This is a genomic window from Schaalia naturae (genome assembly GCF_042665795.1).
Taxonomy (GTDB): domain Bacteria; phylum Actinomycetota; class Actinomycetes; order Actinomycetales; family Actinomycetaceae; genus Pauljensenia; species Pauljensenia naturae.
The window spans coordinates 1,113,433-1,139,031 of the sequence record NZ_JBHTEF010000001.1 but is presented as its reverse complement, the minus strand read 5'-3'; the positions used below and the strand labels follow the sequence as shown (position 1 = coordinate 1,139,031).

Annotated in this window: 17 protein-coding genes and 3 rRNA genes; 18 read left to right on the top strand and 2 right to left on the bottom strand. The window is 68.7% G+C overall.

What is annotated here, in order from left to right; all coding sequences use genetic code 11:
- The first annotated feature begins 13 nt into the window (after nt 1–13).
- Nucleotides 14–1,252, top strand: coding sequence for an argininosuccinate synthase (locus ACFQWG_RS04950; RefSeq protein WP_380976235.1), 1,239 nt, complete (start codon nt 14–16; stop codon nt 1,250–1,252).
- Between the two features lie 90 nt (nt 1,253–1,342).
- Here ACFQWG_RS04950 and ACFQWG_RS04945 read toward each other — a convergent pair whose 3' ends face one another.
- Complete coding sequence (locus ACFQWG_RS04945; protein ID WP_380972710.1) at nt 1,343–2,560, bottom strand: arginine deiminase; 1,218 nt, start codon at nt 2,558–2,560, stop codon at nt 1,343–1,345.
- Between the two features lie 89 nt (nt 2,561–2,649).
- Between ACFQWG_RS04945 and argH the strand changes: the two genes are divergently transcribed.
- From argH to rrf, 5 genes are all read left to right on the top strand, one after another.
- Nucleotides 2,650–4,107 (top strand): argininosuccinate lyase, encoded by a 1,458-nt coding sequence (argH, locus tag ACFQWG_RS04940; RefSeq protein WP_380972707.1) that lies wholly within the window; start codon nt 2,650–2,652, stop codon nt 4,105–4,107.
- Nucleotides 4,108–4,169: 62 nt separating this feature from the next.
- Nucleotides 4,170–5,432 carry a tyrosine--tRNA ligase gene (tyrS, locus tag ACFQWG_RS04935; RefSeq protein WP_380972705.1) on the top strand — a complete coding sequence of 421 codons (1,263 nt, stop codon included), beginning with the start codon at nt 4,170–4,172 and terminating at the stop codon, nt 5,430–5,432.
- 466 nt (nt 5,433–5,898) lie between these two features.
- Nucleotides 5,899–7,451: ribosomal RNA gene (locus ACFQWG_RS04930) — 16S ribosomal RNA — on the top strand.
- 224 nt (nt 7,452–7,675) lie between these two features.
- Nucleotides 7,676–10,787 (top strand): 23S ribosomal RNA (locus ACFQWG_RS04925).
- A 133-nt stretch (nt 10,788–10,920) separates the two neighbouring features.
- Nucleotides 10,921–11,038: ribosomal RNA gene (rrf, locus tag ACFQWG_RS04920) — 5S ribosomal RNA — on the top strand.
- Together the 16S, 23S and 5S rRNA genes form the textbook arrangement of a ribosomal RNA operon.
- A gap of 332 nt (nt 11,039–11,370) precedes the next feature.
- On the opposite strand, the gene ACFQWG_RS04915 is transcribed toward rrf, so the two are convergent.
- On the bottom strand, nt 11,371–11,913 hold the full coding sequence (locus ACFQWG_RS04915) for a hypothetical protein (RefSeq protein ID WP_380972702.1): 543 nt from the start codon (nt 11,911–11,913) through the stop codon (nt 11,371–11,373).
- A gap of 129 nt (nt 11,914–12,042) precedes the next feature.
- On the opposite strand from ACFQWG_RS04915, the gene ACFQWG_RS04910 reads away from it, so the two are divergent.
- From ACFQWG_RS04910 to sufD, 12 genes are all read left to right on the top strand, one after another.
- Nucleotides 12,043–13,971, top strand: a complete 1,929-nt coding sequence (locus ACFQWG_RS04910) for an HAD hydrolase-like protein (RefSeq protein ID WP_380972699.1) — start codon at nt 12,043–12,045, stop codon at nt 13,969–13,971.
- On the top strand, nt 13,952–14,104 hold the full coding sequence (locus ACFQWG_RS04905) for a hypothetical protein (RefSeq protein WP_380972697.1): 153 nt from the start codon (nt 13,952–13,954) through the stop codon (nt 14,102–14,104). Before ACFQWG_RS04910 ends, ACFQWG_RS04905 begins: the two co-directional genes overlap by 20 nt.
- A 1-nt stretch (nt 14,105) precedes the next feature.
- Nucleotides 14,106–14,945, top strand: a complete 840-nt coding sequence (locus ACFQWG_RS04900; RefSeq protein WP_380972694.1) for a TlyA family RNA methyltransferase — start codon at nt 14,106–14,108, stop codon at nt 14,943–14,945.
- On the top strand, nt 14,942–15,796 hold the full coding sequence (locus ACFQWG_RS04895) for an NAD kinase (RefSeq protein ID WP_380972692.1): 855 nt from the start codon (nt 14,942–14,944) through the stop codon (nt 15,794–15,796). Before ACFQWG_RS04900 ends, ACFQWG_RS04895 begins: the two co-directional genes overlap by 4 nt.
- Entirely contained in the window at nt 15,796–17,469 is a 1,674-nt protein-coding gene (gene recN, locus ACFQWG_RS04890; RefSeq protein ID WP_380972690.1) for a DNA repair protein RecN, read from the top strand. Before ACFQWG_RS04895 ends, recN begins: the two co-directional genes overlap by 1 nt.
- Entirely contained in the window at nt 17,466–18,650 is a 1,185-nt protein-coding gene (gene steA, locus ACFQWG_RS04885; RefSeq protein ID WP_380972687.1) for a putative cytokinetic ring protein SteA, read from the top strand. The genes recN and steA overlap by 4 nt, the downstream gene beginning before the upstream one ends.
- Before the next feature lie 9 nt (nt 18,651–18,659).
- Nucleotides 18,660–19,601, top strand: a complete 942-nt coding sequence (locus tag ACFQWG_RS04880; RefSeq protein WP_380972684.1) for a copper transporter — start codon at nt 18,660–18,662, stop codon at nt 19,599–19,601.
- A gap of 59 nt (nt 19,602–19,660) precedes the next feature.
- The gene (locus tag ACFQWG_RS04875; protein ID WP_380972682.1) at nt 19,661–21,406 is read left to right on the top strand and encodes a CTP synthase; all 1,746 of its coding nucleotides are present in this window, start codon (nt 19,661–19,663) and stop codon (nt 21,404–21,406) included.
- Nucleotides 21,403–22,053: an NUDIX domain-containing protein gene (locus ACFQWG_RS04870; RefSeq protein WP_380972679.1), complete on the top strand. Its 651-nt coding sequence runs from the start codon at nt 21,403–21,405 to the stop codon at nt 22,051–22,053. Before ACFQWG_RS04875 ends, ACFQWG_RS04870 begins: the two co-directional genes overlap by 4 nt.
- Nucleotides 22,054–22,165: 112 nt before the next feature.
- Nucleotides 22,166–22,861, top strand: coding sequence for a helix-turn-helix transcriptional regulator (locus ACFQWG_RS04865; RefSeq protein ID WP_380972676.1), 696 nt, complete (start codon nt 22,166–22,168; stop codon nt 22,859–22,861).
- A gap of 48 nt (nt 22,862–22,909) precedes the next feature.
- A complete protein-coding gene (gene sufB / locus ACFQWG_RS04860) occupies nt 22,910–24,358 on the top strand; it encodes a Fe-S cluster assembly protein SufB (RefSeq protein WP_380972673.1) in 1,449 nt (482 codons plus the stop codon).
- 1 nt (nt 24,359) lies between these two features.
- The gene (gene sufD / locus ACFQWG_RS04855; protein ID WP_380972670.1) at nt 24,360–25,580 is read left to right on the top strand and encodes a Fe-S cluster assembly protein SufD; all 1,221 of its coding nucleotides are present in this window, start codon (nt 24,360–24,362) and stop codon (nt 25,578–25,580) included.
- Nucleotides 25,581–25,599: the final 19 nt, after the last annotated feature.

The following is a 25,599-nucleotide window of genomic DNA, read 5'->3' as shown; positions in this document are numbered from 1 at the left end:
GAAGAGGACACAGATGACGCAGGGCAAGGACCGTGTGGTTCTCGCGTACTCAGGGGGGCTCGACACCTCGGTCGCGATCGGCTGGATCGGGGAGCAGACCGGGATGGAGGTCATCGCGGTGGCCGTCGACGTCGGCCAGGGCGGGGAAGACCTCCAGGTCATCCGGCAGCGCGCTCTGGACTGCGGCGCCGTCGAGGCCTACGTCGCCGACGCCAAGGAGGAGTTCGCCGCGGACTTCTGCATGCCCGCCCTCAAGGCGAACGCGCTCTACCAGGGCGCCTACCCGCTGGTCTCCGCGATCTCGCGCCCGCTGATCTCGAAGCATCTTGTGCGCGCGGCCCGCCAGTTCGGGGCGACGACTGTCGCCCACGGGTGCACGGGCAAGGGCAACGACCAGGTGCGTTTCGAGGTGTCGATCACCTCGATGGCCCCCGACCTCAAGACGATCGCCCCCGTGCGCGACCTCGCGCTCACCCGCGACGTCGCCATCGACTACGCGAACAGGCACCACCTGCCCATCGAGACGACGAAGAACAACCCCTTCTCCATCGACCAGAACGTCTGGGGCCGCGCCATCGAGACCGGCTTCCTCGAGGACCTGTGGAACGCCCCCACCAAGGACGTCTACAACTACACGGACGATCCCACCTATCCGCCGCTGCCCGACGAGGTCGTCCTCACCTTCGAGAAGGGCGTGCCCGTGGCCATCGACGGCCGCCCGGTCACACCGTTGCAGGCGATCCAGGAGATGAACAGGCGCGCCGGGGCCCAGGGCATCGGCCGCATCGACATCGTCGAGGATCGCCTGGTCGGCATCAAGTCCCGCGAGGTCTACGAGGCCCCGGGCGCTGTCGCCCTCATCGCGGCCCACCAGGAGCTCGAGCGCGTCACCATCGAGCGCGAGCTCGCCCGGTTCAAACGCCGGGTCGACGAACGCTGGGGCGAACTGGTCTACGACGCGCAGTGGTTCTCCCCGTTGAAGAAGTCCCTCGACACCTTCATCGAGTCGACGCAGGAGTACGTCTCCGGCGAGATCCGCATGAGTCTGCACGGGGGCCGCGCGACGGTGACGGGGCGCCGCTCCGACGCCTCGCTCTATGACTTCAACCTCGCGACCTACGAGACGGGCGACTCCTTCGACCAGTCCCACTCCCGCGGATTCATCGAGATCTACGGCATGACGTCGAAGCTGGCCACCGCGCGCGACGTCCGTTTCGGCAAGGGCCTGGAGGTGGGGGAGGGAGCGCTGTGAGCGTCTGACCCCGTCTGCGGCGAGGGCGGCGTCCCGATGCCCCGGCGTGCCCGCTGGGCCGGCGCCATCGCCCTCGCCGGACCCGGATCCTCACGAGGCGATGGGATCGCGCAAGACCGGGCATGTCATGCACCGGGGGCCGCCGCGCCCGCGTCCGAGCTCCGCCCCGTGCACCTCGATGACCTCGATGCCCGCGTGGCGCAACGCCTCGTTGGAGAGGGGGGACCGGTCGTAGACGACGACTCGGCCGGGAGCCAGGGCAAGCGCGTTGCAGCCGTCGTTCCACTGCTCGCGATCGATGTCGGAGAAAGCTCCGCGGGGTGAGATCACGCGGATGGGGCGGTCGAGGACGCGCCTCAGGGCCGCCACCAGGTCCGTTCCGGAGTCGTCGATGACCAGATGGTCGTCGCGCTGCGTGAGGACCATCGTGCGCACGGCGCCGAGCCGGGGGTAGAGGAGGAAGGCATCGCGGTCCACCTGGGTGAGCACGGTGTCCAGGTGCATGAAGGCCCGCGTCTGGGGAAGGACGACGGCGAGGACGGTGTGCGCCTGACCGGCGCGGAACAGCTTGAGGGAGAGCCTTTCGACGCCCTGCGGCGTCGTGCGCTCCGAGACGCCGAAGGCCACGACGCCGTCGCCCAGCACCAGGGCGTCACCGCCCTCCGCGGAACGGATCGCCCCGGAGGTCCCGGTCGACCACGTGTGGAAGCGGGCCCTGGCGAAACGCGGGTGCCACTGGTAGATCGCCGAATAGTGCAGGGACTCCCGCTGGCGCGCCAGGCTGCTCATCGAGTTGACGGCCGCCCCGCCGTAGATCCACGCGGAGGCGTCGCGGGCGAAGAGATGATTCGGCAGCGGGCGGATGAGGAAGTCCTCATCCTCCAGCGTGCGAGTGACCAGGGAGCGGACCGGGGACTGCGCCTTCCACTCCTCGACGGTGAGCCCCTCCAGGCACAGGCTCGCCAGCCGGTCGACGTCCAGACCCGCCGTCCACTCACGCAGCGCCGGTGTGAGCACGGGCCCCAGGCGCCTCTCGTTGAGGGTGCGGTCCAGGACGGCCGCCCGGGCGTCGGGGACCGCGAGCGTCTGCGCGAGGAGGGCGCGCAGGGGGAGGACTTCGATGCCGTGCTCCTCCATGACGGCGGTGAACTCATCGTGCTCCGCGCGGGCCCGCCCCGGATCCAGGAGGTCGTCGAAGAGCAGCTCCTGATGGTTCGAGGGGGTCAGCCGTTCGATCTCGCGTCCGGGACGGTGGACGATGACCTGGCGGAGGCGCCCGATCTCGGAGTCGACGTGCGGATCGGTCATGGCGCTGCCTTTCCTCGGATCAGGGACAGACTAGCGCCGATCCGTGGGCACGCTGGCGTGCCGGGTCCCGATCGGGGCATCATCGGGGCATGTCTGAGCCAGAGGAGACCGCCCGCGCCGACACTCCGATCAGCCTGTGGGGAGGCCGGTTCACCGGCGGTCCCTCGCGGGCGCTGGCCGCGCTGTCGGTGTCGACGCAGTTCGACTGGCGGCTCGCCCACGTCGACATCCGCGGGTCCCATGCGCATGCGAATGCGCTCCACGCCGCCGGCCTGCTCACCGATGAGGAGCTCGCCGCGATGCACGCCGCGCTGGACCGGCTCGACGCGGACGTCGCCTCGGGCGCCTTCCTCCCCGGACCCGGGGACGAGGACGTCCACACCGCCCTGGAACGCGGGCTGCTGGAGCGCGCCGGCGAGCACCTGGGGGGCAAACTCCGCGCCGGGCGCTCCCGCAACGACCAGATCGCGACCCTGATCCGCATGTACCTGCGCGAAGAGGCCCGGCATCTCGCGGGCCTGACCCTGGACACCGCGGACGCCCTGCTCGCCCAGGCGCGGGGAGCGGGGGAGTCGGTGATGGCCGGGCGCACTCACATGCAGCATGCGCAGCCGGTGCTCGTCGCCCACCATCTCGCGGCCCACGTCTGGCCCCTGCTGCGCGACGTCGACCGCCTGCGCGATTGGGACCGCCGGGCGGCGATCTCGCCCTACGGGTCCGGGGCGCTGGCCGGCAACACGCTCGGCATGGATCCCCGGTCCGTCGCACGTGAGCTCGGCTTCCGGGACTCGGCGGCCAACTCCATCGACGCGACGGCGTCGCGCGACGTGGTGGCCGAGTTCTCCTTCGTCATGGCGATGACCGGAGTGGATGTCTCGCGCCTGTGCGAGGAGATCGTCATCTGGAACACGAAGGAGTTCGGCTACGTCACCCTCGACGACGCCTTCTCCACCGGGTCCTCGATCATGCCCCAGAAGAAGAACCCGGACGTGGCTGAGCTGGGGCGGGGCAAGGCGGGACGCCTCATCGGGGACCTCACCGCTCTGCTCACCGTGCTCAAGGGCATCCCCCTGGCCTACGACCGCGACCTCCAGGAGGACAAGGAGCCGGTCTTCGACCAGGTCGACACCCTTGGCGTGCTCCTCCCCGCGGTGGCGGGGATGGTCGCCACCATGTCTCTGCACCTCGATCGGATGGCGGAGTGGGCCCCCCAGGGGTTCTCGCTGGCCACCGACATCGCGGAATGGCTGGTGAGGCGCGGGGTGCCGTTCAGGCAGGCCCACGAGATCTCGGGCGCCTGCGTGCGCGCCGCCGAAGAGCGGGGCGTCGAGCTGTGGGATCTTGACGACGAGGAGCTGGTGGCGGCCTCGCCCCTGCTCACCCCCGAGGTGCGGGAGGTGCTCAGCGCCCAGGGGTCGGTGGGCGCGCGGCGCGGACGGGGCGGGACCGCGCCTGAGAGGGTGGCCGAACAGCTCGACGAGGCCGGGGCCCTGGCCGCGGACCTCAGACGGTGGGCGGCGGACGCCGCTTCGGCAGACGGTCGGTAAGCTGGGCGGCGTCCCCGGGGCCGCCGGGGCGCCATGACACCGACGACATAAAGGACAGCACCGTGACCGACCTCCTCGACGAGCTCCAGTGGAGGGGCCTCATCGCCCAGCACACGGACATCGATGCGCTGCGCGCGCACCTGGCTCGGGGACCGGTCACGTATTACTGCGGGTTCGACCCCACGGCGGCGTCCCTGCACCACGGCCATCTGGTCCAACTGATCCTCATGCGCCACCTGCAGCGCGCTGGCCACCGTCCCCTTGCTCTGGTGGGAGGGGCGACGGGCCTGATCGGCGATCCGAGACCCTCGGGCGAGCGCCAGCTTCAGGACGCCGAGACCGTTGCCGGGTGGGCGGGGAACCTGCGCCGCCAGATCGAGGCGCTCCTCGACTTCGAGGGCCCCAACGCGGCGCGCATCGTCAACAACCTCGACTGGACGGGACAGATGTCGGCGGTCGCGCTGCTGCGCGACGTCGGCAAGTACTTCCGGGTGGGCACCATGCTCTCGAAGGACATCGTCGCGCGCCGGCTGGAGTCCGACGAGGGACTGTCCTACACGGAGTTCAGCTACCAGGTCCTCCAGGCCAATGACTTCCTCGAGTTGCACCGGCGCTTCGGATGCACCCTGGAGACCGGGGGCAACGACCAGTGGGGCAACATGGTGGGCGGTGTGGACCTCATCCGCAAGGTCGAGGGCGCCGAGACGCACGTGATGACGACCCCGATCATCACGAAGGCGGACGGGACGAAGTTCGGGAAGTCCGAGGGCGGGGCGATCTGGCTCGACCCATCGCTGATGAGCCCTTACGCGTTCTACCAGTTCTGGCTCCAGACGGCCGACGCGGATGTGGCCAAGCTCCTCAAGATCTTCACCTTCCTGTCCCGCGAGCGGATCGCGGAGTTGGAGACCGCGGTCGCGGAACGGCCTCAGCACCGCGAGGCCCAGAAGGAGCTCGCGGCGCGGGTGACGGAGATGGTGCACGGGGCGGACCAGCTGGCCCGGGTGCGCGCCGCCACCGACGCCCTGTGGGGGGCCGGGGACCTGCGGGCGGTGGACGGGCAGACGCTGCTCGCGGCCGTGAAGGACCTTCCCGCGGGTGACATCCGCGTGGGCCGGTCCACGATCGTCGACGCGCTGGTGTCCACCGGGCTGGAGAAGGGGCGCTCGGCGGCGCGGCGCACGGTTGCCGCGGGCGGCGCGTCTCTCAACAACGCCCGCGTCACCGACGAGGACGCTCCGATCCTGGCGACGGACATGCTGGCGGGCGGGGTCGCCCTGGTGCGCAAGGGGCGGAGGAACCTCGCGGTCGTGCGCGCTCAGTGAGATCCCCCGCATCCGGAGCCGGCGTCCCCTGGGCCCGTGCGCACGGGACGCCGGCCCTTCCCAGGGTCGCGCCTCCTCCCTCCTCCAGCCGAGGCGGCCGAGCAGGACATCGAATAGGCGCAGGTCAAAAGCTGTTTCGGGGTAATCCCGCTGTCCTGTGGGGGGGGGTCCGGATCGCCGCGGCGAAGACCCGCGGGACTGCCCAGACCCCCTTGGTTTGACAGGGCGGCCCGGACCCCGTAAAGTTCTTCTTCGCCGCCGGTGAGGAGCGCAGGCTCCGGGCCGGACGTGCAGACGCCTCCAGCGCCTTTTTGTGGTTGTTGGTGTGTGGGTGTTGTTTGTGAACTCGATAGCGTGTTTGTTTTTGATGCCTGTTTTTTGTTTTTTGGTTGGGGTTGTCTTTGGCTGGCTTGCTGCTGTTGTTGTGGTGGTGGGTTGGTTGGGGGTTTCTCTGGATGTTTGGTTTTGTTCGGAGAGTTTGATCCTGGCTCAGGACGAACGCTGGCGGCGTGCTTAACACATGCAAGTCGTACGGGCTGCTTGGGGGTTTTTCTTCTGGGTGGTGAGTGGCGAACGGGTGAGTAACACGTGAGTAACCTGCCCTCTTCTTTGGGATAACGGCTGGAAATGGCTGCTAATACCGGGTGTGGCCTCGTGCCTGCATGGGTGTGGGGTGATAGGGCCATCGTTTGGTGGTTTGGTGGGGGATGGGCTCGCGGCTTATCAGCTTGTTGGTGGGGTGATGGCTTACCAAGGCTTTGACGGGTAGCCGGCCTGAGAGGGTGACCGGTCACATTGGGACTGAGATACGGCCCAGACTCCTACGGGAGGCAGCAGTGGGGAATTTTGCACAATGGGCGAAAGCCTGATGCAGCGACGCCGCGTGAGGGATGGAGGCCTTCGGGTTGTGAACCTCTTTCGCTCATGGTCAAGCCGCGGGTTTGCTCGTGGTGAGGGTAGTGGGTAAAGAAGCTCCGGCTAACTACGTGCCAGCAGCCGCGGTAATACGTAGGGAGCGAGCGTTGTCCGGAATTATTGGGCGTAAAGGGCTTGTAGGCGGTTTGTCGCGTCTGCCGTGAAATTCCTTGGCTTAACTGGGGGAGTGCGGTGGGTACGGGCAGGCTTGAGTGCGGTAGGGGAGACTGGAATTCCTGGTGTAGCGGTGGAATGCGCAGATATCAGGAGGAACACCGGTGGCGAAGGCGGGTCTCTGGGCCGTTACTGACGCTGAGGAGCGAAAGCGTGGGGAGCGAACAGGATTAGATACCCTGGTAGTCCATGCTGTAAACGTTGGGCACTAGGTGTGGGGGCCGCCCTTGGTTTCCGCGCCGTAGCTAACGCTTTAAGTGCCCCGCCTGGGGAGTACGGCCGCAAGGCTAAAACTCAAAGGAATTGACGGGGGCCCGCACAAGCGGCGGAGCATGCGGATTAATTCGATGCAACGCGAAGAACCTTACCAAGGCTTGACATGCACCCTGGGTGGCCTGAGAGGGTCGCGCATTTGGTTGGGGGTGTGCAGGTGGTGCATGGTTGTCGTCAGCTCGTGTCGTGAGATGTTGGGTTAAGTCCCGCAACGAGCGCAACCCTTGCCCTATGTTGCCAGCACGTTGTGGTGGGGACTCGTGGGGGACTGCCGGGGTGAACTCGGAGGAAGGTGGGGATGACGTCAAATCATCATGCCCCTTATGTCTTGGGCTTCACGCATGCTACAATGGCTGGTACAGAGGGTTGCGATGCCGTGAGGCGGGGCGAATCCCTTAAAGCTGGTCTCAGTTCGGATTGGGGTCTGCAACTCGACCCCATGAAGGTGGAGTCGCTAGTAATCGCAGATCAGCAACGCTGCGGTGAATACGTTCTCGGGCCTTGTACACACCGCCCGTCACGTCATGAAAGTTGGTAACGCCCGAAGCCCATGGCCCAACCACTGTGTGGGGGGAGTGGTCGAAGGCGGGATTGGCGATTGGGACGAAGTCGTAACAAGGTAGCCGTACCGGAAGGTGCGGCTGGATCACCTCCTTTCTAGGGAGTGCTGCCACGGTTTGTTTGGGGTTCCGGGTGGTCCGGGGTCTTGGTTGTGGTGGGGCTGGGTGTCGGGGGCTTGCACGCTGTCGGGTTCACTTCCAACGCCTGTTGGGGGTGGTGGCCTGCTTGTGGTCCTGCGTGGTGTGGGGTTGTGGGTGTGGTGGGTTGTTTGTGTACTGCATAGTGGTTGTGAGCATCTTATTTGCTGTGATTGTGTGTTTTGTTGAGTTTTGTTGGGCATTCGGTGGATGCCTTGGCATTGGGAGCTGATGAAGGACGTGGCGGCCTGCGATAGGCCTCGGGGAGTTGGCGAGCGAGCGTTGATCCGGGGGTGTCCGAATGGGGGAACCTGGCTGGGGTTGTGCCTGGTCACCATCACTTGAATTGATAGGGTGGTGGGGGGAACGCGGGGAAGTGAAACATCTTAGTACCCGTAGGAGAAGATATTCCGTGTGTAGTGGCGAGCGATAGCGGATGATGGCTAAACCTTGTGCGTGGATAAGTCGGCGGGCGTTGCGTGTGGGGGGTTGTGGGGCTCATTTGTCTGTCCTCTGCCGGGGGTGGGCATGCTTGCGCGTGTGGAGTTGAATCGTCTGGGATGGCGGGCCGTAGACCGTGAGAGCCGGGTAGGTGGACGTGCGTGTGGGTGTGTGGGGTGGGTGCCCGAGTAGTGCGGGGCTCGTGGAATCTCGTGTGAATCTGCCAGGACCACCTGGTAAGCCTGAATACTACCCAGTGACCGATAGTGCATAGTACCGTGAGGGAATGGTGAAAAGTACCCCGGGAGGGGAGTGAAATAGTGCCTGAAACCGGGTGCCTGTAAGCCGTCGGAGCCTTGTGGGGTGACGGCGTGCCTTTTGAAGAATGAGCCTGCGAGTCAGTGGCATGTGGCGTGCTTAACCCGTGTGGGGGAGGCGTAGCGAAAGCGAGTCTGAAGAGGGCGTGTGTCGCGTGTCCTGGACCCGAAGCGGGGTGATCTACCCATGGCCAGGTTGAAGCGGTGGTAAGACGCCGTGGAGGACCGGACCCACCGGGGTTGAAAACTCGGGGGATGAGCTGTGGGTAGGGGTGAAAGGCCAATCAAACTCCGTGATAGCTGGTTCTCCCCGAAATGCATTTAGGTGCAGCGTTGCGTGGTGCCTGGTGGAGGTAGAGCGACTGGATGGTTGATGGGCCCGTTGGGTTACTGGCGCCAGCCAAACTCCGAATGCCGTCAGGTTAGCGTGGCAGTGAGACTGCGGGGGATAAGCTTCGTGGTCGAGAGGGAAACAGCCCAGATCATCGGCTAAGGCCCCTAAGCGTGTGCTGAGTGGGAAAGGATGTGGGGTCGCGTTGACAACCAGGAGGTTGGCTTAGAAGCAGCCATCCTTGAAAGAGTGCGTAATAGCTCACTGGTCAAGTGGCCGTGCGCCGACAATGTAGCGGGGCTGAAGTGCACCGCCGAAGCCGTGATGCCTTGATGTGCTGTCCTTTTTGGGTGGTGTGTTGGGGTGGGTAGGGGAGCGTCCTGCTTGCGGTGAAGCCTGGGGGTGACCCGGGGTGGAGCGGGTGGGAGTGAGAATGCAGGCATGAGTAGCGAGATCTGGGGTGGGAATCCCCAGCGCCGATAGACCAAGGGTTCCAGGGGCAGGTTGATCCGCCCTGGGTTAGTCGGGTCCTAAGGCGAGGCCGACAGGCGTAGTCGATGGATGACCAGTTGATATTCTGGTACCGCCTACCAACCGGCAAGGGCTGCTGCTTTGGGGTAGCTGGGCTGTCCTGGTGCTCTTGTCTCCTTCGGGGGGTGGGGGTGTTGGGGTCGCTGGGTGTGTCCTGGGTGGTGGTGAGCGTGTTGACAGGGGTGACGCAGGGAGGTGGCTGCCGCGCACCGGTGGTTGTGTGCGTCTAAGGTTGTGGCCCGTCCGCCAGGTAAATCCGGTGGGTGTTGTGGGTGAGGACTGATGGGGCTGCCCGTTTGGGTGGCTGGTGGTGTGCCTGTACTGTCGAGAAAAGCCTCGACGCGAGGGTGGTGGGCGCCCGTACCCTAAACCGACTCAGGTGGTCTGGTAGAGGATACCGAGGCGTTCGAGTGAATCATGGTTAAGGAACTCGGCAAAATTCCCCCGTAACTTCGGGATAAGGGGGACCTCTTGCGGTGGCGCGCCCGTGCGGTGTGGCTGCGGTGGGGGGTCGCAGAGAATAGGGAGAAGCGACTGTTTACTAAAAACACAGGTGCGTGCGAAGTCGTAAGACGATGTATACGCACTGACGCCTGCCCGGTGCTGGAAGGTTAAGAGGAGGGCTCATCCCCACGTGTGGGGTGCAGGCTTGAATTGAAGCCCCAGTAAACGGCGGTGGTAACTATAACCATCCTAAGGTAGCGAAATTCCTTGTCGGGTAAGTTCCGACCTGCACGAATGGCGTAACGACTTCTCCGCTGTCTCGACCGTGAGCTCGGTGAAATTGCAGTACGAGTAAAGATGCTCGTTTCGCGCAGCAGGACGGAAAGACCCCGGGACCTTTACTGCAGCTTGGTATTGGTGTTCGCTTGTGCTTGTGTAGGATAGGTGGGAGACTGTGAGGCCGCGGCGCTAGTCGTGGTGGAGTCGTCGTTGAAATACCATTCTGGTTCAAGCGGTCATCTAACCTCGGCCCGTGATCCGGGTTGGGGACAGTGCCTGGTGGGTAGTTTAACTGGGGCGGTTGCCTCCTAAAGAGTAACGGAGGCGCTCAATGGTTCCCTCAGCCTGGTTGGTCATCAGGTGGCGAGTGCAAGTGCACAAGGGGGCTTGACTGTGAGACCGACGGGTCGAGCAGGTGCGAAAGCAGGAACTAGTGATCCGGCCATGGCATGTGGGTGCGTGGTCGCTCAACGGATAAAAGGTACCCCGGGGATAACAGGCTGATCTTGCCCAAGAGTCCATATCGACGGCATGGTTTGGCACCTCGATGTCGGCTCGTCGCATCCTGGGGCTGGAGTCGGTCCCAAGGGTTGGGCTGTTCGCCCATTAAAGCGGTACGCGAGCTGGGTTTAGAACGTCGTGAGACAGTTCGGTCCCTATCCGCTGCGCGCGTAGGAAACTTGTGGAGGGCCGTCCCTAGTACGAGAGGACCGGGATGGACGAACCTCTGGTGTGCCAGTTGTACCGCCAGGTGCATGGCTGGGTGGCTATGTTCGGGAGGGATAACCGCTGAAGGCATCTAAGCGGGAAGCCTGCTCCGAGATGAGGTTTCCGGGCCCCTCCTTGTGGGGGGTGTGAGGCCCCCGGTGGATGACCGGGTTGATAGGCCAGGAGTGGAAGCCCTGTAAGGGGTTGTGAGCTGACTGGTACTAATGGGCTGATACTCAACAATTCGCGCCCGCCCCCTTTCGTGGGGGTGGCGGCGGTTTTGGTGCTCACAATCACTGTGCGGTTCACGACCAACCCGCCCACGCTCGCCCGACCTTCCTCTTGGAGGGTTGGGGGTGTGGGGGTCGAGATAGTCGTGCGGGGGTCATGGCGCGGGGGAGACGCCCGGTCTCCTTTCCGAACCCGGAAGCTAAGCCCCGCAGCGCCGATGGTACTGCACCCGGTGGGGTGTGGGAGAGTAGGACGCCCCCGCGCATTACTGGCCTGCCCCCCCCTTGGGGGCCGGCAACAGTTTTGGGGGGCCCCGCCAACTGGCAGGACCCCCCAAAACCACACCAAAAACAAACAACGCATGCGGCGTACCGTGAGAAGTCGAAGACGCCAGCCGAAGAACTGCACAGTGACGGACCGACCCCGGCCCGACGATGACATAGGGAGCACAGGCGATGGCGGACAGCGGCCACGAGGGTTCGGGATCCTACCGGCAGGGTGGCAAGGGTGATCGCCGGTGGCGCGAACACGGGGACCGGTCCTGGCGTGGACGCGAGTCCGGCGACGGCGGAGATCGCCGCGGTGGAGGATCGTACTCATCGCATGATCATGCAGATCGCGGCGGCGAGGGCCGGAGCGCTTTCGCCGGTCGGGATGACCGACGCGGCGGATACCAGCGTCGGGACCGTGATGACCAGCGGTTCTCCGGTGGTCGGGATGACCGGCGCGGGGGTGAGCGGCGCTCCTTCGGCGAGCGCGACGACCGACGCGGCGGGTACCGGGGTCGGGACCGTGATGACCAGCGGTTCTCCGGTGGTCGGGATGACCGGCGCGGGGGTGAGCGGCGCTCCTTCGGCGACCGCGATGACCGGCGTGGCGGGTACCGGGGTCGGGACCGTGATGACCAGCGGTTCTCCGGTGGTCGGGATGACCGGCGTGGGGGTGAGCGGCGTTCCTTCGGCGAGCGCGATGACCGACGCGGCGGATACCAGCGTCGGGACCGCGATGACCAGCGGTTCTCCGGTGGTCGGGATGACCGGCGCGGGGGTGAGCGGCGCTCCTTCGGCGAGCGCGACGACCGACGCGGCGGATACCAGCGTCGGGACCGCGATGACCAGCGTGGCGGCGCTCGTCGGCACTCGGCTGATCGGGACGCCCGCCGCGGCGCGGGAGCAGGCAGGGACCAGGGCAAGGAAGCCCCGGCGTTCTTCTCCAGTACCGAGGAATACGTCTCGCCCAACGGCGACGAGCCGACGATTCCGGCGGGCGTGTCGGCGGAGGAGCTCGATGCGGCTGTTCTGCGAGGACTGAACACTCTGTCTGGTCCGAACCGGGACATCGTGGCCCGGCACCTCGTGATGGCGGGCCAGCTCATCGATCTCGATCCGGAGCAGGCGTACCAGCATGCGCAGGCAGCGGCAAGGCGTGCCGGGCGGGTCGACCTCGTCCGCGAGGCCGCGGCGTTGACGGCATACGCCTCCGGGCGCTACGAGGAGGCTCTTCGCGAGGTCCGAGCCGTTCGGCGGATGCGCGGCGACAACTCTCTGAGAGCGATCGAGGCGGACAGCGAACGCGGGCTCGGCCGGCCGGAAAAGGCCGTCGAGATCATCGACGCCACGGACACCCATGGGATGGAACTGGCCGAGCAGGTGGAACTCGTGCTCGTCTCATCCGGCGCGCGGGCGGACCTGGGCCAGAACGAGGTCGGCCTCGTGCTGGTCGACGACGCGCTGGCCGCGCTTCCCCCGGACACGGATCCAGAGCTCGTGCGCCGCCTGATGAGCGTCAAGGCGGACCGTCTGCGCGAGCTCGGGCGCGACGAGGAGGCCGACCAGACGGAGGCCGGGATGCCGCCCGAGGACGACGCCCCTGACATCATCGACATCGAGCTGTTCCAGGACGCCGACGTGGATCGACGGGGATCGGACTTGCGCGGGAGCGACTCGCCGCTGTGCGAGGCCTTCGATGCGGCGCTCCTCGATCTCGACGGCGTCGCCTACCACGGATCATCGCCGGTCGAACACGCCGCCGAGTCGGCTGCGGCGGCCCAGGCGGCTGGGATGAAGATCGCCTTCGTGACGAACAACGCCTCGCGTGCCCGAGAGGCGATGGCCGACCAACTCGTGTCACTGGGCTTCGACGCGACGGCGGAGATGATCATGACGTCGGCGCTCGAGGTCGTCTCCGTGATGTCCGGCCAGGTGGAGCCCGGCTCCCCGGTGCTGGTCATCGGTGGCGAGGGGCTCACTAGAGCCGTCGAGGACGGCGGGTTCCGGATTGTGGCCTCGGCCGACGACGATCCGGTCGCCGTCGTCCAGGGGTTCACCCCGTCGATCGGATGGGCCGAGCTGTCCGAGGCGGCCTACGCCATCGCCAAGGGAGCGCTCTACTTCGCCACGAATCTGGACATCACGCTGCCGACCGAACGAGGATTCGCGCTCGGAAACGGTTCGCTGGTGAGGGCGGTCGAGGCCGCAGCCGGAGTCCGCGCCCAGGCGGCCGGCAAGCCGAGGCCGGGCATCTTCGCCCATGGCGCGGAGCTCATCGGCGCGGAGCGCCCCCTGGGGGTCGGGGACAGCCTGGCGACCGACGTGGCGGGCGCGATCGGGGCGGGCGTGCCCTCGTTGCACGTGCTGACGGGCGTGAGTTCTGCGCGTGACGTGATCCTGGCTCAGAAGGGTCAGCGCCCCTCCTACCTGGCACGGGATCTCCGCGGACTGATCGAGGTCCATCCGCGGCCGAAGCACCACACCGACGGAACATGGACCTGCGGCTTCTCGCAGGCCGCGAAGGTGAGCAACCGCGGCGTGCTCTCGCTGGACGGCATCGAGCTGGCGGACGGCGCCACCGTCACCCTGGACTCATATCGGGCGCTCGCCGCGGCGGCATGGGACTTCGCGGGCGCCGAGGTGGCGTGCCCGGAGATCACCGTGGTCGACAACGACGACCCCGCGGGAATCGTCGAGGCGCCCGAGCCCGCGGAGGCGTCGGAGGCCGACGACGCACCCGGCACCGGCGAGGACGCGCAGGCCTTCACGGACGACGACCTCGCGCTGGGGCGGGGGGCCGATGCCCTGGACGAGGCGGAGAACACGCCGGCGTTCCTGCCGGGCGAGGAGGAGCTCGAGCGACTGCTCGCCGCCACGGACGACGAGGCGGAGGATCCGGAGGAGTCCGATGACGACTCCCGAGCCTGACGCCCTCCCCGACGTCCCGGATGTCGTGGGGCGTCTGAAGGGGATGGAGGGTCTTCCGGTCGATCTTCAGATCCGCACGCTCGCCGGCGTGGAGGCGGACCTGCGTTCGGCACTGGACGCGACCAGAGGCTGACGTGCACCTCCGGCGCATCGATTCCGAACTGGTCCGACGCGGCCTGGTCCGGTCGCGGGTCCAGGCGCGCGAGCTGGTCGAGACGGGGCGGGTCCGTCTGGACGGCGTGGTCGTCACCAAACCGGCCCGGCAGATGGATCCGGCCCAGGCGATCGAGATCGACCGCCCGGAGAGCCAGGAGTACGTCTCTCGGGGCGCCCGCAAGCTTCTGGGCGCCCTGGAGATCCTGGGGGAGGACGCGCCCCGCATCGAGGGGAGGCGCTGCCTGGACGCGGGGGCGTCCACCGGCGGCTTCACCGACGTCCTGCTGCACCGGGGAGCGGCGTCGGTCGTGGCCGTCGACGTGGGCTATGGGCAGCTCGCGTGGAACCTGCGCACCGATCCCCGCGTGGAGGTCCGGGACCGGACGAATGTGCGCGCGCTCGCCGCGGGGGACATCGTGCCGGCGCCGGAACTGGTGGTCGGGGACCTGTCGTTCATCTCCCTGACGCTGGTGCTGGGGGCGCTGTCCGCCGTCGCCCGCCCCGACGCCGACTTCCTCCTCATGGTCAAACCGCAGTTCGAGATCGGACGCGAGCGGCTGGGCCACGGCGGCGTCGTCCGGGATCCCGGCCAGCACGTGGAGACGGTCGAGGCCGTCGCGCGGTGCGCGCTGGGACTTGGGCTGGGCGTCCACGGGGTGGCGGCCTCGCCTCTTCCCGGACCCGCAGGCAACGTAGAGTACTTCTTGGCGATGCGCGCGGACCACCCCCGGGCGCTCGCCGGAGGTCAATTGCACGACGCCATCGTCGAGGCCGTGGAGCACGGGCCGGCGGGATCCGGGAGGAGGGCCGCCCCATGACGGAACGCGTGATGCTGGTGCGCCACGTGAACCGTCCTGATGCGATCGCCGCCGCGGAGGTCGCCGAGCGGGAGCTCGAGATGCGCGGCATCGAGGTGGTCCCCGAGGACGAGGACCGCGGACGCATCGACATGGTCCTCGCGATGGGCGGGGACGGGACGATCCTCGCCGCGGCGGACCACGCCCGGCGCCACGACGTCCCGCTGCTGGGCGTCAACATGGGCCATATGGGTTTCCTCGCCGAGGTCTCAGCCCGCGGGATCCCCAGCGTGGTCGACCGGCTGGCCCGCCACGACTTCGTCGTCGACTCGCGGATGACGCTCGACGTGACCCTCCGGTTCCCGGACGGGTCCTCGGTATCGGACTGGGCGCTCAACGAGGCGGTCGTCATGCACACCGATGTCGCCCACCCCGTTCACCTGGCGCTCGTCGTCGACGGGCAGGACGTCTCCACCTACGGCGCCGACGGCATCGTCCTCGCCACCCCCACCGGATCCACGGCCTACTCCTTCGCGGCGGGCGGGCCGGTGGTGTGGCCCGACACGGAAGCGGTCGTCATGGCTCCGCTGGCCGCCCACGGGCTGTTCACCCGCCCGCTCGTCGTCGGCCCGTCCTCGGTCCTGGAAGTGGTGGTCCTAGAGGACCATTGGTCAGCCCCCGAGGTGTGGTGCGACAGCCTGCGGCGCGCCACGGCCCCGCGCGGCACGAGCGTCGTGGCCACCGTCGGGCAGCGCCCCGTCCAGCTGGTCCGACTGGACGGGACGCCCTTCGCCACACGCCTCGTCACGAAGTTCGACCTGCCGGTGAGAGGATGGCGCTCCCGGCAGCATCCCCTGCCGGGACAGCCCTGATGATCACCGACCTGCACATCCGCAACCTCGGCGTCATCGAGTCCGCCGACCTCGAGTTCGATCCCGGCCTCACGGTGCTCACCGGTGAGACCGGCGCGGGCAAGACGATGGTGCTGACCTCCCTCCAGCTCCTCATCGGGCAGCGGGCCGACACGGGAGCCGTCCGGGTCGGTTCGGCGCGCGCCGAGGTGGACGGCGTGTTCGACCTCGACGCCCCGACGGCGCGGCGCGTGGAGGCGCTCGGGCTCGTCGCGGAGGAGGGGGAGCTCATCATCTCCCGGACGGTCGCCTCGCAGGGCCGATCCCGCGCCCACCTCGGCGGTCGCCCGGTGCCGGTGTCCCTCCTCGCCGAGGTCGGCGACGGACTCGTGACGATCCACGGCCAGGCCGACCAGATGAGGCTGCGCCGCCCCGCGGTCCAGCGCGAGACGCTAGACGCCTACGGCGGCGAAGTCCACGCCACGGCGCTCGGGACCTATCGCCGAGCCTGGGACGAGGCCGTCGAGGCACGCAAGGAACGCGATGCCGGTCATGCCTCGGCCGCGGAACGGGAGGCCGAGACGGCCTCGCTCACGGAGGCGCTCGACGCGATCACGGCGCTCGCCCCCCGCGAGGGCGAGGATGAGGAGCTGCTCGCCGAGACCCGTCGGCTGACGAACATCGAGGATCTCCGCCAGGCGCTCGAACGCGCCGGCCTGGCGCTGGGCGGCGCCGAGGACGCGCCGGGCGCGGTGGAACTGGTGCGCCAGGCCGTCGCCTCTCTGCGTGACGGCCTGGTCTTCGACCCCGATCTCGGCGGCCTCGCGGACCGGCTCGCCTCGACGGCGCTGGACCTGGACGCGGCCCTCGACGAGACCCAAGGCCGCCTGGACGGGCTGCGGCCCGATCCCCAGCGGCTCGCCGAGGTCCATGAACGCCGCGCCGCTCTGCGCGAGCTCATGGTCGGCCGGGCGTCGGACGCCGCCGGACTCATCGAATGGGCCCGGCGCGCCTCGGAGCGGCTGGAGGAGCTGACGTCGCCCTCGCTGGATCCCCGGGAGCTGGACGAGCGTCTGCGCCTGGCCCAGCAGAAGGTGCTGACGGCGGGCGCCGACCTGACGAGGTCCCGCGCCGGCCTGGCGGGGAGCCTCTCGGCGGACGTCGACACCGAGCTGCACGCCCTCGCCATGCGCGGCGCGCACCTGGAGGTCAGGCTCGCCTCGCGCAAGCCCGGCCCGCACGGCCTCGAGGACATCGAGTTCCTCATGCAGGCCCACCCCGACATGCCGATGCGCCCTCTCAGCCAGGGAGCCTCCGGGGGCGAGCTCTCGCGGATCATGCTCGCGTTGGAGGTCGTCCTCGGCCGCGGCACGGAGGGGGGCACCTTCGTCTTCGACGAGGTCGACGCCGGCATCGGGGGACGCACGGCGACGGAGGTCGGGGCGCGCCTCGCCCGACTGGCCCGCGGACGACAGGTCCTGGTCGTCACGCATCTGGCTCAGGTCGCCGCCTTCGCGGACCATCATTTCGTCGTGGACAAGCAGGGGGCGACGACCTCGGTGCGGCGTGTGAGCGGCGAGGAGAGGATCACGGAGCTGGCGCGGATGATGGGCGGCGGCTCGGACTCGGATGCGGCGCGCCGTCATGCCCTGGAGCTGATCGAGGGGGCGGTCGTGCCACCATGGGAGGCGTGACCTCTCTCGACCCGCCGCCGACCCCACCCGAACCGCGGGACGCGCCCACCGGACGCGTGCGCATCGACGAACGCCCGATGAGGGTGGCGGCCCGGATGGAGCCCGGCGACATCGCGGTCATCGACCGGCCCGACCTCGACCGGGCCACCGCCCAGGCGCTCGTCGCCTCCCGCCCCGCCGCCGTCCTCAACGCGGCGCGCTCGACGACGGGCCGCCATCCCAACAGGGGGCCCGGCCTGCTGCTCGCCGCCGGGGTCGTCCTCGTCGACGACCTGGGCCCCGACATCATGGCCCTGCGCGAGGGCGACCGCATCATCGTCGCCGGCGGGACGGTCACCCGCGGAGGGCACGTCGTCGCCACGGGCCGGCGCCTGACGCGCGAGGACAGCGAACGCGAGGTCGCGGAGGCCAGGCGCGGCGTATCCGCGCAGGTCGAGGCCTTCGCGGCCTCGACGGGCGAGTACCTGGAACGCGAGTCCGACCTCCTGATGGAGGGCGCGGGCGTCCCCGAGCTGCGAGCCGGGATCGCCGGCCGGCCTGCGCTGCTGATCCTGCCCGATCCGGGGACGGCAGCTGAGCTGCGCCGCCTGAGGCGATGGATCCGGGATACGGACCCCGTGATCGTCGCCGTCGAGGGAGCCGTCGAGACGGCCCGGTCCCTCAGGCTGCGTCCCGACGTGATCGTCGGGGACATGGACATGGTCCCGGAGGCCGCGCTCCGCTCGGGTGCGGATCTCGTGGTCCGCGCCGGGCACGACGGGGTGGCGCCCGGACGCACCCGGCTGGACAAGCTCGGCGTGCCCTACGAGGTGTTCACCGTCACCGGAGGCGCCGAGGACGCGTCGATCCTCCTAGCCGAGGCGGCCGGCGCCTCCGCCGTGGTGACGGTGGGTGCCCACTTCTCCCTGGACGACTTCCTGGACCGCGGGCGCGCGGGGATGGCGGCGGCCTTCTTCACGAGGCTTCGGGCCGGCGACCGGCTCGTGTCCTCCCAGACGGTGCGGGCGACCTACCGGCCGAGGATCTCCGCCTGGTGGCTCGTGCTGTTGGCGATCATCGCCCTGGCGGCCGTCGGCGCGGCACTGTGGTCGACCCCCTGGGGACGCGATGTCTGGGAGTCGATCGCCCTGCGCGTCTCCGACCTCGTCAACTCCGGGACCGGCACGGGATCGGCCGGCTGAGAGGAAACCATGATCAACTTCCGCTACCACCTCGTCTCCCTGATCGGCGTGTTCCTGGCGCTCGCCATCGGCGTCGTCCTGGGGGCAGGCCCTCTGCAGACGAGACTCGGCGACGCCTGGGCCTCACAGGGGGACGCGGGCTCCGCGGACGTGTCGGCACAGCTCGAGCAGGCCCAAGCCGATGCGCAGGCCCAGTCCGCGGCGCTCGACGAGCTCGGCCAGCGGGCGCTGCCGGGGACCCTGGACGGCGTGTCCGTCGCGCTGGTGACGCTTCCGGGGGCGGCGACCGACGACGCCGACGCGGTGTCCGCCGACCTGCGCACCGCCGGGGCGACGGTGGCCGGGAAGGTGTCGCTGACCGACAACTGGCAGTCCCAGTCGATGTCGCAGTACCGCGACACGCTGGCGGGTCCCGTGTCGACCCACCTCGCCTCCGCCGCGCCGGCCGACGCCACCGCCGACGCGGTCATCGGCTACGCGCTGGTCGAGGTCCTCACCTCGACGGGCAGCGAGCAGGGCCTCCTCTCTGACATCCTCACCGATCCGTCCACCCCGATCATGTCCCTCGACGAGGACCCGAAGGGCGCCGCGCAGGCCGTCGTGGTGGTGGGCCCCCGCGCGTCGGAGACCGACGGAACGTCCGGGACGCCCGCCCAGAGCGGAGGGACCACCTCGGCGGCGACGTCGGCCTGGGTGGGCCTGGCCCGTGCGGTCGCCAGCGCTCCCTCCGGCGCCGTGGTCGTGGGCGACGCCAGCACGCCGGACGCGTTGGTCGCGCAGATCCGCACGCAGGGCGTGGTGGTGACCACGGTGGACTCCGTGGGGACCGACCTGGGGGCGCTCGGCACGGCCCTCGCGCTGCCGGGGGCCGCCGGGGCCGGAGAGGCGCGCGCCTTCGGCGTGGGGGACGACGCCTCCCAGGTCCTGCCCCCGATCCCGGGGCTCGACTGAGCCCGGCGCGCCGGGCGCCCGCTCCGGGCCGGCCTCCGACGCTGATAGGATGAAGTTCCATGGTGAACTTCTCCGCGGGCACCACGGGTGCTGACCAGTCGATCCCCAAGCACATCTTCGTCACGGGAGGCGTGGTCTCCTCCCTGGGCAAGGGACTCACCGCCTCCTCCCTGGGAATGCTGCTGCGCGCGCGCGGCCTGCGCGTAGTGATGCAGAAGCTGGATCCCTACATCAACGTCGATCCCGGCACCATGAATCCGTTCCAGCATGGTGAGGTCTTCGTCACGGAGGACGGCACGGAGACGGATCTGGACATCGGCCACTACGAGCGTTTCCTCGACGTGTCCCTGTCCGGGGCGGCCAATGCGACGACCGGGCAGGTCTACTCGACCGTCCTGGCCAAGGAGCGGCGAGGGGAGTACCTGGGGGACACGGTCCAGGTGATCCCCCACATCACCAACGAGATCATGCGGCGGATGCGCGCCCAAGCCGCCCCCTCCGACGGGTCGGCCCCTCCCGACGTCATCATCACCGAGATCGGCGGCACCGTCGGGGACATCGAGTCCACGCCGTTCCTGGAGGCCGCCCGCCAGGTGCGCCAACAGCTGGGGCGGGAGAACTGCTGCTTCGTCCACGTCTCGCTCCTGCCGTTCCTCGCGGCCGCCGGCGAGCTCAAGACCAAGCCCACCCAGCACTCGGTGGCATCCCTGCGCTCAATCGGCATCCAGCCCGATGCGTTGGTGCTGCGCACCGAGCACGACGTCCCCGAGTCCGTGAAGAACAAGGTCGCGCTGATGTGCGACGTCGAACGCGACGCGGTGGTCGTGTGCAAGGACGCGCCGTCGATCTACGAGATCCCCCGGGTCCTCCACGCCGAGGGGCTGGACGCCTTCCTGGTGCGGCGCCTGTCGGTCCCGTTCCACGACGTGGACTGGACGCGCTGGGACGAGCTGCTCGAACGCGTCCACGAGCCGCGGTCCGCGGTGGAGGTGGCGCTGGTGGGCAAGTACATCGACCTGCACGACGCCTACCTGTCCGTGTCGGAGGCGCTGAAGGCCGGGGGATTCGCCCACCGCGCGCGCGTCAACATCCGGTGGGTGCCGGCCGACCTGTGCGAGACCCCGGACGGGGCGGGGAAGGCGCTGGGAGGCGTGGACGCCGTGCTCGTGCCCGGCGGGTTCGGGGTGCGCGGCATCGAGGGGAAGGTCGGGGCGCTGCGCTGGTCCCGCGAGAACCGCGTGCCGACGCTGGGCATCTGCCTGGGCCTGCAGTGCATGGTGATCGAGGCCGCCCGCGACCTGGCCGGGCTCGCGAACGCCTCCTCGACCGAGTTCAACCCCACCACCTCGGATCCGGTCATCGCGACGATGGACTCCCAGCGGCAGATCATCGCCGGCAAGGGGGACCTGGGGGGGACGATGCGCCTGGGCTCCTATCCGGCGGTCCTCGCGGACGGCTCGATCGTGGCGGCGGCCTACGGGACGGCGGAGGTCACCGAACGGCATCGTCATCGCTTCGAGGTCAATGGCGCCTACGTCGACCAGCTGGAGGCCGTCGGCATGCACGTCTCGGGACGCTCGCCCGACGGGGGGCTCGTCGAGTACGTCGAGCTGGACCGCTCCCTGCACCCCTACTACGTGGCGACCCAGGCCCATCCCGAGTTCAAGTCGCGTCCGACCCGCCCGCACCCGTTGTTCGCCGGGCTCATCGGCGCCGCGCTGGACCAGCAGGCCGAGCGCTACGCGGCCGCCCACATCCCCTCGATCGACGAGGTCGAGGTCGCCGAGGAGGCAGACGGACGGTGAGCACAGGAGTCTTCGAGTCCGCGGAGGCGGCCTCCCTGTCGGACGCGAGGTCGCAGCGCGCCGTCGAGTCCCACGTCCGGGTGTGGACCGGGCGGGTCTTCGGGCTGGATGAGGACCGCGTGCGGGTCGCCGCGCAGGGGGAGCCGGTCGTCCGCCAGTACGTCCACCACCCGGGTGCCGTGGGGATCGTCGCCCTGCGAGGCGCCCCCGGCGAGGAGGAGATTCTCCTGGAGCGCCAGTACCGCCATCCCGTGCGGGCCGAGTTGTGGGAGATCCCCGCGGGGCTGCTCGACGTGGCCGGCGAGCGGCCCGAGGAGGCGGCGCGCCGCGAGCTGCGCGAGGAGGCCGACCTCGAGGCGGCCCGCTGGGACGTCCTCGTCGACTACTTCACGTCCCCGGGCGGGTCGGAGGAGTCGATCCGGGTCTTTCTCGCCCGCGACCTGCGTCCGGCGGCCTCGGCCTTCCCCCGCGAGGACGAGGAGCGGGACATGACCCTGGTCTGGGCGGACCTGGACGAAGCCGTGTCGGGCGTGCTGGCCGGACGGTTCCACAACCCCTCGGCCGTCACCGGCATCCTGGCCGCCCACGCCGCCCGGGAACGCCGATGGGAGCCCCTGCGCCCGCTGGACGCCCCCTGGTTCCGGTGAGTGGCCGGCCTCGGGTGTGACCTTGGGCGCTGCGCTGATTTCGGTAAGACGCATGTTGTCATAAAGACGTACACTGGTTCCATCCGTATGAGCCGCGTCGGGGAGGGGAACCATGGTCGAGCCGAACGACGTCCGGACCCGCGAGCATGTCCTCGACCTCATCGTCGAGAAGGGGCCGATCACAGCCTCGGCGATCGCGCGCATGCTGGGCCTGACCGCCGCAGCCGTCCGCCGGCACATCACCGCGCTGGAGGAAGACCACGAGATCGTCGAGCACGAGCCCGGGCTCATCGGCAAACGGGGTCGGGGGCGCCCCGCCCGGCACTACGTGGTCACCGAACGCGGGCACGAGAAGCTCCCGGAAGGCTACTCCGAGCTGGCCATCAAGGCTCTGGGCTATCTGGGGCAGGTCGGCGGGGGAACGGCGATCGCCTCCTTCGCCGCCGCGCGCTCCCGCGAGATCGAGAGGCGCTACGCGCCTGCCGTCCGGGAGGCCGGGGGGGACACGCGGATGCGCGCCCAGGCCCTGGCCGACGCCCTCACCCAGGACGGGTACTCGGCCACGGTGCGCGACATCGGCTCCGGCACCTTCGCGGTCCAACTGTGCCAGGGCCACTGCCCGATCCAGCAGGTGGCCGACGACTTCCCGCAGCTGTGCGACGCCGAGACGCAGGCCTTCGCCCGCCTGCTCGACGTGCACATCCAGCGCCTCGCGACGCTGGCGGGCGGCGAGCACGTCTGCACGACCAACATCCCCGTGGGGCTTCCGGTCATCCGGCCCGCCGCCCGCGCGGCGATGCGCAGATGAGGCGTCCCCGCCCCACGATCCGCTCCCGTGATGGAGGAAAGGAATCCCATGACCCAGTCACCTCCCGTGATGACCTCGGAGGATCGCCGGCGGGCCGATGACCGCATCATCGAGTCCATCGGCGCCTACGAGTTCGGCTGGCGCGACAACGACGACTACTCGCGGGGCGTCCCCACGGGCATCAACGAGGGCGTCGTGCGTCACATCTCCGCGGAGAAGGGCGAGCCCGAGTGGATGCTCCAACGTCGCCTGAAGGCCCTTGAACTGTTCGAACGCAAGCCGATGCCGACCTGGGGCGCGGACCTGTCGGGCATCGACTTCGACGCCTTCAAGTACTACGTGCGCCCCACCGACCGCCAGGTCAACGACTGGGACGATCTTCCCCCCGACATCCGGGAGACCTACGACCGCCTGGGCATCCCGGAGGCCGAGAAGAACCGGCTGGTCGCCGGTGTCGCGGCGCAGTACGAGTCCGAGGTCGTCTACCAGCAGATCCAGGAGGACCTGGCGCGCCAGGGGGTCGTCTTCCTCGACACGGACACGGGGCTGCGCGAGTACCCCGAGATCTTCGAGGAGTACTTCGGCAAGTCCATCCCGGCCGGCGACAACAAGTTCGCCGCCCTCAACACGGCGGCCTGGTCGGGCGGATCCTTCGTGTACGTCCCCAAGGGCGTCCACGTCACGATCCCACTGCAGGCCTACTTCCGGATCAACACGGAGGCCATGGGCCAGTTCGAGCGCACTCTGATCGTCGCCGACGAGGGGTCCTACGTCCATTACGTCGAGGGGTGCACGGCGCCCATCTACGACACGAACTCGCTGCACGCGGCGGTCGTGGAGATCTTCGTCCGCAAGGACGCGCGCGTGCGCTACACGACCGTCCAGAACTGGTCGACGAACGTCCTGAACCTGGTCACCCAGCGCTCGATCGTCGAGGAGGGCGGGACCATGGAGTGGATCGACGGCAACATGGGGTCCGCGATCACCATGAAGTACCCGGCCTGCTACCTCATGGGCGACCACGCCCGCGGCGAGACGCTGTCCATCGGGTTCGCGGGCCCGGAACAGCACCAGGACACCGGCGCGAAGATGATCCACATGGCTCCCCACACGTCGTCCTCGATCGTGTCGAAGTCCGTGTCGCGCGGCGGAGGGCGGACGGCGTACCGCGGCCTGGTGGAGATCCACCCGCGGGCCCACCACTCGAAGTCCAGCGTGACTTGCGACGCGCTGCTGGTCGACCGGATGTCGCGCACGGACACCTACCCGTACAACGACATCCGCACCGACGACGTGGAGATGACCCACGAGGCCACGATCTCGAAGGTCTCCGAGGACCAGCTCTTCTACCTGATGTCGCGCGGACTCACGGAGACGGAGGCGCGGTCCACGATCGTGCGCGGCTTCGTCGAGCCGATCGCGAAGAAGCTGCCGATGGAGTACGCCCTCGAACTCAACCGTCTCATCGAACTCCAGATGGAAGGATCCGTCGGCTGATATGAGCACCCTCGACACGATGTCCCGTCCGCACTCCCACGAGGGAGAGGGGCTGGGGCCTCGCTCCTACTACTCGTCCCGTGCCGACCGGCCGACGTCCTTCGACATCGACGACATCCCGACGCCGACGGGCCGGGAGGAGGACTGGAGGTTCACGCCGATCAGGCGGGCGAGGGATTTCTTCGACCCTGCCGGCTACTCGGGCGTCGACGCGAGCGCGTCGGTGCGCGCATCCGGTCCCGTCCGCGTCGAGACGGTGGGGCGCGACGATCCGCGTCTGGGCCAGGTGCTGGAGCCCGGGGACCGTACGGCCGTCGTCTCGTGGGCGGCCTTCCACCACTCCACGGTGGTGACGATCCCGAAGGGCGCCGACATCGAGGAGCCCGTCGTCATCGACGTCACCGGGTCCGGGGAGATCCAGTCCCAGCACATCCTCATCCGCGCGGAGGAGCTCTCGCGGGCGACCGTCCTGCTCGACCACACGGGGAAGGGCGCGGTCAACCAGACCGTCGAGGTCGACGCCGGCGACGGCGCGAACCTGACCGTGGTGTCACTCCAAGAGTGGGACGCCACGGCGCGGCACACCTCGAACCAGCGGCTGCGGCTGGGCAAGGACACGGTCCTGCGCCACGTGGTCGTCTCCCTGGGAGGGGACCTGGTCCGCGTGTGCGCCGACACCGACTTCGCGGGCAGCGGCGGCGAGCTGACGATGCTCGGGCTCTACTTCGTCGACGCGGGCCAGCACCTCGAGCACCGCGTCTTCGTCGACCACGACCGGCCGAACTGCTACTCGCGGGTGACCTACAAAGGCGCGCTGCAGGGCAAAGGCGCGCACTCCGTGTGGATCGGGGACTGCCTGATCGGGAAGAACGCGGACAACACCGACACCTACGAGCTGAACCGCAACCTGGTGCTCACCGAAGGGGCGAAGGCGGACTCCGTCCCCAATCTCGAGATCGAGAACGGCGAGATCAAGGGGGCCGGCCACGCCTCAGCGACGGGGCGCTTCGACGACGAACAGCTCTTCTACCTGATGTCCCGCGGCGTCTCGGAGGAGGACGCCCGCGGCCTCGTCGTGCGGGGCTTCTTCGCCGAGGTCATCAACCAGATCGACGTGCCCAGCATCAGCGCCCATCTCACGGCGGCCATCGAGGCGGAGCTTCAGCGCACACGGGGCGAGGCGGAGGCGGAGCCAGACGCCGGTGCGGGCGATGCGAGTTGACAACGCCCCGCGGCAGGGG

Excerpts from the sequence above, each read along its gene's own strand:
- ACFQWG_RS04950 (WP_380976235.1), top strand. The coding sequence starts at position 14 with ATGACGCAGGGCAAGGACCGTGTGGTTCTCGCGTACTCAGGGGGGCTC.
- ACFQWG_RS04945 (WP_380972710.1), bottom strand. The coding sequence starts at position 2,560 with ATGACCGATCCGCACGTCGACTCCGAGATCGGGCGCCTCCGCCAGGTC.
- argH (WP_380972707.1), top strand. The coding sequence starts at position 2,650 with ATGTCTGAGCCAGAGGAGACCGCCCGCGCCGACACTCCGATCAGCCTG.
- ACFQWG_RS04905 (WP_380972697.1), top strand. The coding sequence starts at position 13,952 with ATGACGACTCCCGAGCCTGACGCCCTCCCCGACGTCCCGGATGTCGTG.
- ACFQWG_RS04895 (WP_380972692.1), top strand. The coding sequence starts at position 14,942 with ATGACGGAACGCGTGATGCTGGTGCGCCACGTGAACCGTCCTGATGCG.
- recN (WP_380972690.1), top strand. The coding sequence starts at position 15,796 with ATGATCACCGACCTGCACATCCGCAACCTCGGCGTCATCGAGTCCGCC.
- ACFQWG_RS04880 (WP_380972684.1), top strand. The coding sequence starts at position 18,660 with ATGATCAACTTCCGCTACCACCTCGTCTCCCTGATCGGCGTGTTCCTG.
- ACFQWG_RS04875 (WP_380972682.1), top strand. The coding sequence starts at position 19,661 with ATGGTGAACTTCTCCGCGGGCACCACGGGTGCTGACCAGTCGATCCCC.
- ACFQWG_RS04865 (WP_380972676.1), top strand. The coding sequence starts at position 22,166 with ATGGTCGAGCCGAACGACGTCCGGACCCGCGAGCATGTCCTCGACCTC.
- sufB (WP_380972673.1), top strand. The coding sequence starts at position 22,910 with ATGACCCAGTCACCTCCCGTGATGACCTCGGAGGATCGCCGGCGGGCC.
- sufD (WP_380972670.1), top strand. The coding sequence starts at position 24,360 with ATGAGCACCCTCGACACGATGTCCCGTCCGCACTCCCACGAGGGAGAG.